This is a genomic window from Nonomuraea sp. NPDC050733 (genome assembly GCF_040654215.1).
In the GTDB taxonomy this organism is placed as follows: Bacteria; Actinomycetota; Actinomycetes; order Streptosporangiales; family Streptosporangiaceae; genus Nonomuraea.
Genome location: NZ_JBFAHO010000077.1, coordinates 1 through 13458 on the forward strand (window position 1 = coordinate 1; position 13458 = coordinate 13458).

Annotated in this window: 14 protein-coding genes; 8 read left to right on the forward strand and 6 right to left on the reverse strand. The window is 70.5% G+C overall.

Annotation, left to right across the window (positions count from 1 at the left end; translation table 11 throughout):
- Positions 1-240, forward strand: a 240-nt coding sequence (locus AB0H64_RS44390; RefSeq protein ID WP_357637839.1) for a hypothetical protein, incomplete at its 5' end; no start/stop codon positions are given.
- 413 nt (positions 241-653) lie between these two features.
- On the forward strand, positions 654-1088 hold the full coding sequence (locus AB0H64_RS44395) for a hypothetical protein (RefSeq protein WP_357637841.1): 435 nt from the start codon (positions 654-656) through the stop codon (positions 1086-1088).
- Here the strand turns inward: AB0H64_RS44395 and AB0H64_RS44400 are convergent.
- The 3 genes from AB0H64_RS44400 to AB0H64_RS44410 all read right to left on the reverse strand — a co-directional run bounded on the left by AB0H64_RS44400 (position 1015) and on the right by AB0H64_RS44410 (position 3535).
- Complete coding sequence (locus tag AB0H64_RS44400; RefSeq protein WP_357637844.1) at positions 1015-1641, reverse strand: transposase; 627 nt, start codon at positions 1639-1641, stop codon at positions 1015-1017. The two genes, AB0H64_RS44395 and AB0H64_RS44400, sit on opposite strands and share 74 nt — an antisense overlap.
- A gap of 149 nt (positions 1642-1790) precedes the next feature.
- Positions 1791-2777: a nucleotidyltransferase domain-containing protein gene (locus AB0H64_RS44405; RefSeq protein ID WP_357637847.1), complete on the reverse strand. Its 987-nt coding sequence runs from the start codon at positions 2775-2777 to the stop codon at positions 1791-1793.
- 209 nt (positions 2778-2986) lie between these two features.
- Entirely contained in the window at positions 2987-3535 is a 549-nt protein-coding gene (locus tag AB0H64_RS44410; protein WP_357637849.1) for a hypothetical protein, read from the reverse strand.
- A gap of 802 nt (positions 3536-4337) precedes the next feature.
- Between AB0H64_RS44410 and AB0H64_RS44415 the strand changes: the two genes are divergently transcribed.
- Positions 4338-5111 (forward strand): class I SAM-dependent methyltransferase, encoded by a 774-nt coding sequence (locus AB0H64_RS44415; protein ID WP_357637851.1) that lies wholly within the window; start codon positions 4338-4340, stop codon positions 5109-5111.
- 267 nt (positions 5112-5378) lie between these two features.
- Here the strand turns inward: AB0H64_RS44415 and AB0H64_RS44420 are convergent, their stop codons facing one another.
- Both AB0H64_RS44420 and AB0H64_RS44425 read right to left on the reverse strand, forming a co-directional pair.
- Positions 5379-6515 (reverse strand): HAMP domain-containing sensor histidine kinase, encoded by a 1137-nt coding sequence (locus AB0H64_RS44420; protein ID WP_357637853.1) that lies wholly within the window; start codon positions 6513-6515, stop codon positions 5379-5381.
- Positions 6516-6559: 44 nt separating this feature from the next.
- Positions 6560-7219: a response regulator transcription factor gene (locus AB0H64_RS44425; protein WP_357637856.1), complete on the reverse strand. Its 660-nt coding sequence runs from the start codon at positions 7217-7219 to the stop codon at positions 6560-6562.
- 152 nt (positions 7220-7371) lie between these two features.
- Here AB0H64_RS44425 and AB0H64_RS44430 point away from each other — a divergent pair, with 152 nt between their 5' ends.
- Positions 7372-8910: a hypothetical protein gene (locus AB0H64_RS44430; RefSeq protein ID WP_357637858.1), complete on the forward strand. Its 1539-nt coding sequence runs from the start codon at positions 7372-7374 to the stop codon at positions 8908-8910.
- A 9-nt stretch (positions 8911-8919) separates the two neighbouring features.
- Here AB0H64_RS44430 and AB0H64_RS44435 read toward each other — a convergent pair whose 3' ends face one another.
- A complete protein-coding gene (locus tag AB0H64_RS44435; RefSeq protein WP_357637860.1) occupies positions 8920-9531 on the reverse strand; it encodes an SUKH-4 family immunity protein in 612 nt (203 codons plus the stop codon).
- Between the two features lie 207 nt (positions 9532-9738).
- Between AB0H64_RS44435 and AB0H64_RS44440 the strand changes: the two genes are divergently transcribed.
- The 4 genes from AB0H64_RS44440 (at position 9739) to AB0H64_RS44455 (ending at position 13384) form a co-directional block, all read left to right on the forward strand.
- Positions 9739-10269, forward strand: a complete 531-nt coding sequence (locus AB0H64_RS44440) for a PadR family transcriptional regulator (RefSeq protein WP_357637863.1) — start codon at positions 9739-9741, stop codon at positions 10267-10269.
- A gap of 95 nt (positions 10270-10364) precedes the next feature.
- Complete coding sequence (locus AB0H64_RS44445; RefSeq protein ID WP_357637865.1) at positions 10365-10946, forward strand: hypothetical protein; 582 nt, start codon at positions 10365-10367, stop codon at positions 10944-10946.
- Positions 10943-11437: a nitroreductase family deazaflavin-dependent oxidoreductase gene (locus AB0H64_RS44450; protein ID WP_357637867.1), complete on the forward strand. Its 495-nt coding sequence runs from the start codon at positions 10943-10945 to the stop codon at positions 11435-11437. The genes AB0H64_RS44445 and AB0H64_RS44450 overlap by 4 nt, the downstream gene beginning before the upstream one ends.
- A gap of 204 nt (positions 11438-11641) precedes the next feature.
- Positions 11642-13384 carry a cellulase family glycosylhydrolase gene (locus AB0H64_RS44455; RefSeq protein WP_357637870.1) on the forward strand — a complete coding sequence of 581 codons (1743 nt, stop codon included), beginning with the start codon at positions 11642-11644 and terminating at the stop codon, positions 13382-13384.
- Positions 13385-13458 lie beyond the last annotated feature (74 nt).

Sequence of the window (13458 nt, forward strand, 5' to 3'; positions counted from 1 at the left end):
GCCGCCACCCAAGGCACTCAGACCTGGACGGACGGCAGCGCCGCCCCCATCATGCGCGACCTGCTACTCCTCAACGCCAGCCGCTTCCCGCTGCTGGCCGCCACCGTGGCCATCCCCTCGACCACCACCACCCGGGAGTTCGGCCTCCTCGCCCTCCTCGACGGCCTCGAACGCACCATCACTCAACGCACCCACAACAACGGCGACGAACAAACGGCTTGGCCCCCAGGTCCTCCGTAAGCGGCGACCACCAGCGGGCCCCCCCAACAGGACCTGCCCATCGACGGCCGGCACCTCGGTTCCGACGGGTGGACCCGCCCAAGGTCGCGCCCGACCACACCAAGGAAATGGTGTCACCGGGCTGGAACAGACCAGGCCAGCACGGGGTGTCCCGCCCGGACGAAGCTTGCGCCTTTCGGTTCCACTTTGCAGCTCGGCGGGACGCGCCAGCATGAACACCCGGACGGGCAGCGAACGGCAAGGTTCCCGACCTCCCAGGCCCCGAATATGCAAAGTAGGTCTGAACGAAACTGCCGGATGCTGTTCGGACCTACTTTGCGACCCACAGGTCAGCGCGCACGTCCCCGGCAGAGTTCGGTCGAACAGGACACCCGCCTGTGCGTGACAAAGCGCTTGGGCGAAGACTCGTGTCAGTGACGCTCATCGTGGGTCACCATGGCGACCGTGACCGGGATCCGGACCCTCGGGCCTGGCGCGTGATCGCTTCGGAGGCCGGGGCAATGGGCAAGGGGAAGAGGATCAAGGCGCGGCGCGCCCGAGAAGGCGACAAGGCGGCGGTCCGGCGCCGTAGCCCCGCGCGGGTTTTGGAACTCCAGGCGGCCTACACGCGCACCGCGACCGGGTGGAAGGCCGAGGTGATCATCAATGAGGAGAACGCTGAACCGGCGGCGCTCGTCCTCACCTCCACCCTGGAACAGTGCCAGCGCGAGGTCATGCATCGCGTCGGGGAACTGGCCGACCGCACCGGTCGGCCCTGCCAGACCGTGCACCTGCTCAACGGCGACCCGGCGGCGTTCGTCGAGGCTTACCAGGCCGAGGTCGGCTTCGGCGGATGGTCACCCCTCTGAGAGCCTGCTGACAAAGGCTTAAGTGGTCGTGGGCATGGGTCCGTAGAGGGCTGGTCCGATCTTGTTGATGTAGCCCTGGTGGGACCGCGATATGCCGCTTCTGTCCCTTCAGTCTCTTGCCCGCGTCATAACCGCAGACCGCGGCCCCGACGGTCTCGGCTGCCCTGATCATCTGGGAGTCGATGCACCCGGCCGTGGGCAGTTCGCCGCGTCCGGCCATGATGCGCAGACGGCCGCGTAACCGCCCCACGAGCCGTTCGGGCAGACCACGCCCGGACCACCGCAGGAAGAACGCGTACACCGCCTCGTGCGGGGGGAAGTCGACCGGCAGGGCCCGCCACTCGATCCCGTACCGGGCCACATAGCCGATCGCGTCCAGCACCGCCCGCAGGTCATGCACCATCGGCCTGCCCGTGGCCGCGACCAGTTCGGCCATCATCGCCCGCGCCTCAACTTCCAGCACCGCCCACTCGGCATCGGTCAGATCCGACGGATACGACGGCTTGCGGCCATGACGTCGGCACCCCGGTGAAGCACAACCGCTGGCGCCCACGGACGTGAGCGTGCAAACAGACAACCACGGGCTCCTGGCCGCCGAGATGCGTAGACAACACCTCAGCTACCAGGAGCGGTCAGCCTCGGCGCCTCCAAACGTCTCCTGCGGGGCGGCGTCTGTCAGACGGTACGTGATGGGGTGGCTGGTCAGCTCACCTGATCGATGACGTCGTGGAGGTACTGCACGGCGAGCTTTTCGGCGTGGCGACGGGGTTCGATCACCGCTGCGGGGTCGTCGAGCCACTGCCGGTAGAGCTCGACGCAGGCGAGCAGAGCCCGACCGGCGTCGTGCCGGTCGTAACCGCAGAGGGTTGCCTGAAGGGCGCGCGCCTCATCCGGTGCGATGAATTCGAGGTGGCGGACACCCCGCGGTGACGCACCCATCCGCCGAGCGGCCAGAGGACTCAGCACGGCCTCGCGCAGGTAGCTGAGGAAGCCGATGACCTCGAACAGTTCGCCGCGGCCGAGTTTCGTCGCGCCGTAGTGCACCCAGACCCAGAATCGGTCCTCGATCCACTGGAGGTCGAGCGACGGGTCCGTCGGCGGATGCTCCGCCAGAGAGGCGGCCAGGTCGCCGTCTCGGTCCCACAGGATGTCCGGGTCCTCAACTCGCTCGGCGAAGTCGGAGGCCCGCACGAACTTGAAGTCGACGTGGAGAAGGGGCGGCCCGACGAGCGTGATGATCAGGCGGGGTTCGCCGACGTGCTCCCCGGTGAACCCCGCCACCAGGGCGGCCCACGAGCCGATCAGCTCAAGACGCTCCTTCATGACCCGGTCGAACGCCTCGTCGTCGATGACCACGATGAGATCGACATCGGAGTAGATATCGGGGTGTCCTCTGGCGATCGACCCCGCGATGGCGACACCGGCCACTCTCGGATCTTGCTGAATCCGAGGAAGCACGTCGCTGAGGAACCGGTTGTGCAGGGAGAGAGCGTCCATAGCGTGCCTTTCGATACGAACAAAGTCTTCGAACGTACCATGCCGTCCGATCGGCCCGGATTCGTGAGAAGAGCGCGGCGCAGAGGCCGGCTGTGCCTGCGCACCTGGGAGGAGCGCCAGCCGACCCTCTGGGGATCTCTGTCGGACTCCAACGCCAAATCCCTTTGTCAGCAGGCTCTGAGTGGTGATCACGTCGTGGGGATCTGGTCGTTCAGCTATGGATCTGTCGGGGTTGGCGGTCCTCTTGGAGGTCGGGTTCGTTGAAGGTGCGGGTGGTTGCCGTCGTCGCTCTGGATGGTCCATCGGCCGTTGGCGAAGTCGCCGGCGACGATGGTGCCGGCGAAGGACCCGTCCAGCGCTCGTACGCGCTTGCCGATCTCTTCTTGGGTGCGTGCCGTGAACTACTCCGTGCCGGTGAGGTGGCGGCTGAAGCGCTGGAAGGCGGCCTGCCGGGTGGCGCCGAGTGCGGAGCCGACGGCCTCCCAGGTGGCGCCCTGGCGGCGGGCGGCGACCGCCGCGGCGATGGCGGCCCGGTCGGTGGCCTTCTCCAGTCGTCCGGCGATGCGCAGGGCGGCCAGCGGCCGCTCGACGGACAGCTCGCCGAGCCGTCGGCCGAGCGTGCTCAGCAACTCCTCGACGTCGCTGGGCACCGCGCCGCCGGTCGCGGCCCGGACGTGGCGCAGCCAGTCGGCGTACGGGCCGCCCGGGTGCTCCCAGTCGCCCTCGTTGGCGTCGAGGCCGGCGTCCCAGTCGATCTCGTGTGTGGCGGTGGCTCGCCAGCCGCACTCGCAGCCGGCCTGCAGGCGGGTGGCCCGCGGGTGGCCGTTCTTCCCGTCGAAGACCCACCAGGAGGTGTTGCCGTCGATCGGGTCGGGCTCGCGGCTGTCGACGAGAGGGAGCGCGTAGCCCTCGTGGGCGTAGGTCTCGTCGGCCGGGCTGGTCCATCCCATGTAAAGGCTCCTTGACGTCGGGTGTACCGCCAGGGTGCGGCACCGCCTCCTCGGACGTCAAGGAGCCTTTACAAACCGGCCTCAAGGATCATTTGGGAGAAGTGTGGTTCCCGCAAGCTAGCAACGCTAGAGCGGTGGTCTCGGAAGTTGGTGAGGGCGGCAGAACGTGGGCGCCCCGGGTCGACGGGACGTACCGGGGAGGCCGCACGATGAACGCGGGCCGGCGACCCCTCCAGCAGCCGGCCCGCACCTCCTGCATACCAGTGATCGCCCGACCACTCTGCGTGGACACGCGAAACCGTATGGAACCGGACGCGCCCTCCGGCGCTGCGCCGACCCGGCGCAGCGGGGCGCTCCCGGGGGTCATCCCCAGCTCGCCGGGGCGCCCCGCGCCTCGGCGAACCGACTCCCCCAGCCGGGCCGCACACGCACCTGGACACCAGCAATTGGCCGGGCGCGGAGGGTGAATGCCGGTGTCATCGCGCGGGCGGCCAGCCGCGCACGAACCGGCGCAGATGGCGTCCTTTTCCTCAAGAGGTCGGGAAGCTGCTGTTGACGGCCCGCCGCTCCCGAGCATGTCCCTGGCCCCAACGCGACCCGGCGTAACCGGGGCTCCCGGACTACCGGACACGCTGCGTATCAAGTTCGGACGTATTGATAGTTCCGAAGCGCCGACACCACGGCGAATGACGCGGATCAGCTCGCGCTATCCGCGGCATGCGCGGGCGGGTTGTCCTTGCGAAAACCATTGGTGCCCGGCTTGCTCCGATGATGGACTGACGTCCCGCCGTGAGTCTGCCGCGTGACGGAGGTAGTGGTTGTGACGGATTATGACGTGCTTGCCGAGGTGTACGAATGGCTCATCTCGGATGCAAAGTTGCCTCCAGCCGAGTTCGCTGCGTCGTTCGATGACGTCCTCAGTCTCCTGCCGTCGAACGCTCACGTCCTCGACTGTTCGTGCGGAACCGGACAGTTGGCGGTTGGCCTCGCCGGTCGTGGCATGCAGGTTGTCGCAACTGACGCCAGCGAAGCGATGGTTCGTCGGACTGCAGAGTTGTCTGAGGAGTTCGGGGCATCCGTCCGGGCCATGCGGGCGAACTGGGAAGAGTTACCCGACCATTTCGAGGACGACACGTTCGACATGGTGTTCTGCGTTGGCAACTCGCTTCACCATGCCGCGGGCGCGACAGGCAGGGGTGCTGCTCTGGAGTCGATGTCACGGCTTCTGCGCCCTGGCGGGCGCTTGGTGCTCACATCCCGCACTTGGGAACTCGTGAGGGCCAGAGGTTCCCGGCTGGACATCAGTGACCGACTCGTCCGCCGGAACGGTCGCGATGCCGTCGTGGTCTACCGCTGGGAGATTGCGCCGCATTGGGAGGAGGAGCACCACATCGAGATTGCGATCGCGCAAGTTGATGCGACTGGGCTGGTTCTTGTCCGCTCGGAACTGCTGTCCTGCTGGCCCTACCGGTACGAGGAGCTCGAAGTCGAGCTGCACCGGGTCGGACTCCGGACGGAAGTGAGCACGTTCGATCTTGAGGCCGAGAACTACATGGTGGTCGCGAGCAAGGTATAGGCACCGGGCTCTCAGTGTTATCGAGCGGCTGCGCGCCTGACTCATCCCCAAACGCCCGGACCGAAACCGACCCTCGGCGGATAACGCCGTCGCGCACAGTGACCTGCGACGATCACTCACCGTGGGGCTGGGGCCGCGCTCGGGAGGAGAACGCCTTGACCTGCTGTTTTAGCTGGTAGGCGTGTCGCGGCCGCGGTTGAGTTGGGCCATGAGTTCGCGGTTGGCTGCGCGGGCTGCGCGGGTTGCGTCCGGTTCGTCGTCGGTGATCTACAATGTAAAGGGCTGGGCCGTCGCAGACCGTGCAGGGGACACCTGCGCGAATCGCACGGTGATGCACAGACCCCCTTCGGGGCGGGCGCCCGTGATGATGGTGGCGTGGTGGGCCTGGGAGACGGCGCTGACGATGGCGAGGCCGAGGCCGTAGCCGACGTGACGGCCATGACGTTCCGGTGCCAGCCTCTGAAAGGGTCGGAAGAGGCGCTGGATCTGGTTGTCGGGGATGACCGGCCCGCTGTTGGCGACCGTGAGGGTCGCCTCCGTGCCGGAGGTCCGGGTGGTGACCTCGACGTGCCCGCCTGCGTGGTTGTGGCGGATGGCGTTGTCGACGAGGTTGGCGACGAGGCTTTCGATCAGCCTCGGGTCCCCGGCCGTCACTGCGGGCGCCAGGCGTTCGGCGAGGTCGATGCCCTTTTCCGTGGCTTGGCCGCGGCGGGAGGCGAGCACCCCTTCGACGACCTGGGAGAGGTCGAGGGGGTCCCGGCGGGTCACGCCGCGCTCGCTGGTGGCCAGCGCGAGCAGTGCTTGGACGAGCCGCTCCTGGTGCCCGCCGAGAGCGAGGGCCTCCTGGCAGACCGAGCGCAGAGTTTCGGTGTCGGCGTCGGTGTCGGCGAGGGCGACTTCGAGGAGGGTGCGCAGGCCGGCCAGCGGGGTCAGCAGCTCGTGGGAGGCGTTGGCGACGAAGTGGCGTTGGGCGTCGAAGGAGGCCTGAAGGCGGGCGAACAGGTCGTCGAGGGTGTGGCCGAGCTCGGTCAGCTCGTCCGTGGGCTCGCCGAGCGCGAGTCGCCGGTGAAGGTCTCCGGCGGAGATGATCTTGGCGGTGGCGGTGATGGCGCGCAGCGGCCGCAGGAACCGGCCGGCGACGAACCAGCCGAGAGCCAGGGCGACCGGAACCAGGATGACCAGGGCGACGGCGCAGCCCGTGAGGAGCTGGGGCAGGCTGATCCCGGGTCCGGTCTCGTTGATCGCGCTCGACGAGGGCCGGCCCTTGGGGGCGGCCGCATCGATGCTGGCGAGCGGGACGGCGACGAGGACGAGCACGAGGACCCCGGCGGCGTAGATGCCCGCCGCGTAGGCGAGCGCGAGCCGCGTCTGCAGGGACCTCCTGGCGAGCGTCCGGGGGGTCATGGCGGTTGACGCGCTCCGCCGCACTCCCGCCGAAGGCCGGGGCACTACGGACGAACCCGGTAGCCGGCCTCGCGGACGGTCTCGATCACCGGAGGGTCGCCGAGCTTGGCCCGCAGCCGGTGCATGGTGTGCTTGACGGCGCTGCTGAAGGGGTCGGCGGCCTCGTCCCAGACGCGTTCGAGCAGCTCCTCGGCGGAGATGACCAGGCCGGGCACGGCGAGCAGGCATTCGAGCAGGGCGAACTCCCGGGGGCTCAGGTCAAGGCGCCGGCCGGCCCGGGACGCGGTACGGCGTGCCGGATCGAGGGTGATGTCCCCGCATGCCAGGGTGGGCGGGAGCGGCGGGGTGGCGCGGCGGGCCAGGGCACGAACGCGGGCGACCAGCTCGGCGAACGCGAACGGCTTGGGCAGGTAGTCGTCGGCGCCGAGGCTGAGCCCGTCGACGCGGTCCTCGATCGTGCCGGAGGCGGTGAGCATCAGGACGCGGGTCTCGCAGCGGCCGTGGGCCAGGCGCCGGCAGATCTCGTCGCCGTGGACGCCGGGCAGGTCGCGGTCGAGGATCACCACGTCGTAGCGGGTGGCGGCCAGGCGGTCGAGGGCGGCGGTCCCGTCCAGGACGACGTCGACGGCCATGCCCTCGCGGCGCAGCCCCGTTCCGATGGAGCGGGCGAGGACCTCGAAGTCCTCGACGACGAGGACCCTCACTGCCGCTCACCGCCGGTCGTCGTGCGTGCAGGGCGGACCGGCCGGCCGCCGGGTCGAGATGCCATGCCTCCAACGATGCCAGAGCCCCGGTCGCAGCCGGGTCGCAGCGGCCGCGACCCGGCTGGAACCGGGTGCCCCGTACAACCGTCGGCATGAGTTCATTCACGCCTCACCGCTCCAGCCGGCGGGCCGGGCAGGACGGCTTCCCCCAGGCGCTGCACGCCCAGTGGACCAGGTTCCGCTCCGCGCGCGGCTGGGCGCTTGCCATGGCGGCCTCCGTACTGGTCACCGTGTCGCTCGGACTGCTGGTCGCCGGGGGCGTCCGCAGCAGCTGCGTGACCGGGAAGGGCGAGGGCCCCTGCCCCGGGCCCTTGGTGGGACCCGAGGGCACGGCGGTGCAGGACAAGTACTACTTCGTGCACCAGCCGCTCAAGGGGAACGGCAGCCTCACCGCCCGTGTGTCGGACATGACCGGGCAGATCCGGCTGCCCGACGCCGTATCCGGGGTGCGCAACATCAAGCAGGGAGTGGTGCCGTGGGCGAAGGCCGGGCTCCTCGTCAGGCAGAGCCTCAAGCAGGGCACACCGTATGCCGCCGTCATGCTCACCGGAGACCACGGCGTGCGGATGCAGTACAACTACACCCACGACGTGCCCGCCGGTCCGCACAACGGCCCGCAGTGGCTGCGGCTGACCAGGTCGGGCGACACCGTCACCGGCTACGAGTCGGACGACGGCAGGACGTGGACCGAGATCAGCGCGGTCAAGCTGACCGGGCTGCCGGAGACGGTCGAGATCGGGCTGTTCGCCACCTCACCGGGCGCCTTGTGGGACATGGCGGAAGCCTTCGCCCAGGCCACCGCCACCTTCGACCAGATCGAGCTGCGGGGCGCGGACGGTTCGTGGCGCCGTGACGACGTCGGCGTCGCCATGGAGTCCGACGGCAGGACCCCGCACCACCCGGGCGGGGTCGTCGAGTCCGGCGACAAGCTCATCGTGACCGGGGGTGGCGACATCGGGCCCGCCACGGTGGAGGGGGGCGTGCGCGCCGACCTCACGCTGATCGGCGGGGCCCTGGGGCTGATCCCGGTGCTCGTGGCGGCGGCCACGTTCTTCACGGCGGAACGCCGGCGCGGACCGGCCGGGACCGGCCCGCAGGCCGAGCCGCGTCCGGCGTGGGTGCCGGCGGCCGAGGCCGCGGTGGTCGGCGCGGTCGCGTTCGTGGCGGGGCTGGTGGCCGCGGGGGTGGTGGTCCCTGCCGGCCTGGCGATGTTGCGCGCCCATCAGAACCCGATCCAGCCGATCACCCTCGGTACCGAGCTGCGGGTGATCGTCGGCTACGCGGCGCTGACGGCAGCCGCCGCCGTGTTGGCCCTGGGCCTCGCCGCGCTGGTCAAGCGGGCCGTCGTCGCCATCGGGCTGGCCGTCGCGCTGGTCGTCGTCCCCTATCTGCTGGCGATCGCGGGACTGGCGCCATGGCTGCTGATGATCACCCCCGCCGCCGGGTTCGCGATCACGCAGAGCGTCCCCACGTTCGCGCACGTGGACGTGGACCCGTCACTGCTCGTGGGCTATTACCCGCTCCCGCCATGGGCCGGCCTGACCGTGACCTGCGGGTACGCCGCCCTCGCCCTCGGCGCGGCGATAGCCGTGCACCGCGGGAGAGCTCCACGCCAGGCTCCGCTTGCCTGACGGCGCGGATCACCCGTAGAGGGAGCGGGCTCCCGGGCTGGCGCCCTTGAAGCGCCGGCCCGCGGCGATCTCCTCGCCGACCATCGACCAGACGGTCTCGTCGTCCTGGAAGGGGAGCGGGTCGATGCTGCTCGTCTCCTGACGGATGCGCTCGACCTCGCGCTCCAGGTGCTCGAAGCCGGCTTCCTCGTCGCCGCCGTCGAAGGTGAACTCCTCGAGCAGGCGCTGGAGCCGGAAGGTGACCTGGACGAGGGAGGAGACGTCCGTGTGGAGCTCCCGCACGGTCTCCTCGTCGGCGTCGAAGGCGTGCACCCTGCCGGAGCCGGGGTCGAGGGCGAGGTGGGCGTTGAGCAGCCAGCCGATGACGGGCCATTCGCCCGCGTGCTCCGAGGCGTCCTCGAAGTCCTCGGTGTCGACGACGTCCTGGACGAGGGGCAGCCGGCCGGAGTCCTCGCCGGGCTCACGCAGCCGGAGCGTCCCGGTGGGGACGCCGACGGTCCGCAGGAGGCGGGCGCCCTCGAGGTCCGCGGTGGAGGGCGGGAAGGCGGTGGCGGGCAGGGTCGCGAGCCGGTCCTCGCCGAAGATGTCGGCGAGCTCGCTGCGGGTGACGTCGAAAAGCACTGCCGGAACTCCGAACTCGGCGGGGATACGGGCGCCGTGGGACTCTCAGCAGATGTTACCGACGATCGAGCCCGACCAGGTGCTCGCGGGCCCGCTCCGGACGGGGCTCACCGTCGGCCGGCCTGATCGCCCGCCGACCGGCTCGGACCGGGCGTGACGGTTAACCTGGGTCCGGGATGCCAGGTACCCCGGCGAGTGAGGGAGACGATGTCGGCGACGCGACTGCTGGTTCTCGGCGTGGTGCGGCGGCACGACCGGGCGCACGGCTACCTGGTGGGCTCCGAGCTGGAGTCGTGGGAGACGGAGAGGTGGGCCGGGCTCAGGTCCGGCTCGATCTACCACGCCCTGCGCCAGCTGGCCAAGGAGGGGCTGCTGGACGCGAGCGAGGTGCACGACTGGCCGGGCCGCGTCGACTACGCCATCAACGAGAAGGGCGAGGCGGAGTTCCTCCAACTGCTCAGAGGCGCCCTGCGCGTGCCCGACAGGCGCCCGGAGCTGCTGGGTGCGGCCCTGGTCATGCTGCCCGCGCTGCCCGTGGACGAAGTGATCGCACTGCTCGAGGAGCGGGTACGCGCCCTGGAGGACGAACGGGCGCGGATCATGGCCACGGCCGCAGAGGGGGAGCGCCCCGCGCATGTGGCGGAGCTGTTCGCGCTGCGCGCCGCCCAGGCCGCGGGTGACGCGTCGTGGACCCGTGAGCTGATCGAACGGCTGGAACGCAACGAAAAGCCCGCCTGAGCGGGAGGGAAAGCGGTTTGACGGTGCGGACGTGGGTGAGCCATAGTGCGGTAACCAAATTTGGTTAACCAAATTTGGTTACACGAAGGAGTCCTATGCGCATCACCACCGCGGTGCTTCTGGCGCTCGCCTCGATCCCCGTCACCTCGGCCCGGCATCCGGCGGAGGTGGACGGCGTCATCCTGACCGGCGAGTCGAGCGCGCCCGACACGGCCGCCTTCGAGCGGATGGGCGCGGGTATCCGGCGTGCCGCCGACGATCCCCGCTTCGCCGGGCGCGGGCTCGACGACGGCTACCTCACCACCCGGCCCGGCCTGCGGGCCACCTGGTTCTACCACCGGCCCGGCGCCGATCCCGAGGTCATCGCCGCCGACGAGGCCGCCAGGACGACCGATGTCTTCCCGCCCGGCGACTCCTACACCCCGCCCTCGATCAACAGGGGCATCCAGGTCCCCGTGCTGATCGTCAACGGCGAGCACGACCGGCTGCTGGCCGGAGCCCGGGCGTCCGCCGCGCTGCACGCCCAGGAGGCCCCCTTCTACGGTCCCCGCGCCGAGCTGGAGACCGTTGTGATCCCCGGCGCCGGGCACGTGCTCAACGGCCACCGCACCGCGCCCCGCTGGTTCGCGCAGGCCCGCGCGTGGGCCGACCGGCACGTGGGCGGGGCGGCCCGATGAGCCAGGAGCCGATCGACACCCCGGCGGGACGGGGCGGCCCGACGGGTCGGGAGCCGGTCGACAGCCCGACCGCGTGGGTGGCCCGGCATGTCAGGAGCTACGCCGAGTCCGGCGGCGCCCGCGGTCATCTCTTCCACGGCGCGCCGACCCTGCTGATCACCACGATCGGCCGCCGCTCGGGGCTCCCGCGCCGCACCGCCCTCATCTACGGCCGGGACGCCGGCCGCTACCTCGTGGTCGCCTCCAACGGCGGTGCCGACGGGCATCCGCTCTGGTTCCACAACGTGCTCGCCGAGCCGCGGGTCACGGTGCAGGTCGGCGCCGAGGTGTTCGACGCGGTGGCCCGTCCGGCGGCCGAGGACGAGCGGGACCGCCTCTGGGAGACGATGACCGGGCTATGGCCGCAGTACACGGCCTACCAGCGCAAGACGCCGAGGCGGATCCCGATCGTGGTCGTCGAGCGGGCGGCGGCGGACGCGGGCGGCCGATGACCTGAGAGGAGTGAAAGTTTCAGCGGCACCGATGCTGTCCTCCGAGGTCGGCGCTGATGCCGGCCTCGGGGCCACCGGAGCGGGCTTGCGGAGGCTCCGCGAAGGGGCAGATCGTTTGGGAGCGCTCCCACCCCCCTGGAGGGGCCGATGCCGTCACGGAGAACCCTCATGCACATGCCCCGGAACCCGTGGCGCGGACCGTTGATGGCAGCAGCCGCCGTGCTGCTCGCCGGATCCGGGCTCGCCACCGTCCAGACCGCCGCCGACGCCGCCGTGGCGTGTTCGGCCACCTACACCAAGAGCTGGGACAACGGCACCGGGTTCGGTGCCTCCATCACGGTGACCAACACCGGCGACCCGCTGACCAGCTGGGCCCTGAACTTCGACTTCCCCGGCAACCAGGTGATCACCCAGATGTGGGGCGGCGTGCCGACCCCGGCCGCACCCACCCCCGCGGGCGCGGCCGTCACCGTCAAGCCGGAGTCGTACAACGCCGCCAAGGGCACCGGCGCGACCTGGACCGTCGGCTTCAACGGCACCTACACCGGCGCCAACACCTCGCCCACCGTGTCGTGCACCGGTACCGGCTCCGGAGGGACGCAGCAGGCCCTGGTGGTCTCGCCCACCAGTGTGAGCGTGCCCGAGGGCAAGACCGGCGCCTACACGGTACGCCTGCAGTCCCAGCCGTCCGGCAACGTGATCGTGACCAGCACCGCGGGCACCGGCGACGGCGACCTCACCGTGACCGGCGGCGCCGGCCTCACCTTCACCGCCGCCAACTGGAGCACCCCGCAGACCGTGACGCTCAGCGCCGCCGAGGACGCCGACAGCACCAACGGCACCCGGCCGATCAGCGTCACCTCCCCCGGCCTGACCTCCGTCACCGTCAACGCCACCGAGGCCGACAACGACGGCGTCACCGGCGGCGCGGCGCCCGCCCTGCGCGTCTCCGGCAACCGGCTGGTCACCTCCGCCGGCGCCACGTACCGGCTGCTGGGCGTCAACCGGGCGAGCGGCGAGTTCGCCTGCGTGCAGGGCAAGGGCATGTGGGACAGCGGTCCCGTGGACCAGGCGTCGGTCGACGCGATGAAGGCCTGGAACATCCACGCGGTACGCATCCCGCTGAACGAGGAGTGCTGGAACGGCACCAACGGCACGCCCAGCGGCGCCACGTACCAGCAGAACGTCAAGGACTACGTGAACCTGCTCGTCGCCAACGGCATCACGCCGATCGTGGAGATGCACTGGAACTACGGCCAGTACACCGGCCAGGGCGCCGGCTGCTCCGACACCACGGCGACCTGCCAGAAGCCGATGCCCGACGCGCAGTACGCGCCGACGTTCTGGAAGGGCGTGGCCACCGCCTTCAAGGGCAACAACGCGGTCGTCTTCGACCTGTTCAACGAGCCGTACCCGGACGCCGCCGCGAACTGGAACGCGACCGCGGGATGGACCTGCTGGCGCGACGGCGGCACCTGCACCGGCATCGGCTACCAGGTGGCCGGCATGCAGTCACTGGTGGACACGGTGCGCGCCACCGGAGCCACCAACGTGATCATGCTCGGCGGCCTGACCTGGTCCAACGACCTCAGCCAGTGGCTCACCTACAAGCCGTCCGACCCGGCCGGCAACCTCATGGCCGCCTGGCACACCTACAACTTCAACGCCTGCTCCAACGTCTCCTGCTGGGACAGCCAGGTCGGGGCCGTCGCCGCGCAGGTGCCGGTGCACGCCGGCGAGATCGGCCAGAACTCCTGCGCCCACGACTACATCGACCAGGTCATGGCGTGGGCCGACGCGCACGGCGTCGGATACACGGCCTGGACGTGGAACCCGTGGGGCTGCAGCCAGGGCAACGTGCTCATCGAGGACTACGACGGAACCCCCACCAGCACCTACGGCGCGGGCTTCAAGGCACACCTGCTCACCCAGAACCCCCTGTCCTAGAATCACGCCTCCGGCCGGGGCCGGCCCCCGGCGGGCGGGGCCGCCCGGGGCCGCGGGGGGGTGGGCCGCGAGGG

Coding starts and splice junctions, on each gene's coding strand:
- AB0H64_RS44420 (WP_357637853.1), bottom strand. CDS start 6,515: ATGACCCCCCGGACGCTCGCCAGGAGGTCCCTGCAGACGCGGCTCGCG.
- AB0H64_RS44410 (WP_357637849.1), bottom strand. CDS start 3,535: ATGGGATGGACCAGCCCGGCCGACGAGACCTACGCCCACGAGGGCTAC.
- AB0H64_RS44455 (WP_357637870.1), top strand. CDS start 11,642: ATGGCAGCAGCCGCCGTGCTGCTCGCCGGATCCGGGCTCGCCACCGTC.
- AB0H64_RS44440 (WP_357637863.1), top strand. CDS start 9,739: ATGTCGGCGACGCGACTGCTGGTTCTCGGCGTGGTGCGGCGGCACGAC.
- AB0H64_RS44445 (WP_357637865.1), top strand. CDS start 10,365: ATGCGCATCACCACCGCGGTGCTTCTGGCGCTCGCCTCGATCCCCGTC.
- AB0H64_RS44430 (WP_357637858.1), top strand. CDS start 7,372: ATGAGTTCATTCACGCCTCACCGCTCCAGCCGGCGGGCCGGGCAGGAC.
- AB0H64_RS44450 (WP_357637867.1), top strand. CDS start 10,943: ATGAGCCAGGAGCCGATCGACACCCCGGCGGGACGGGGCGGCCCGACG.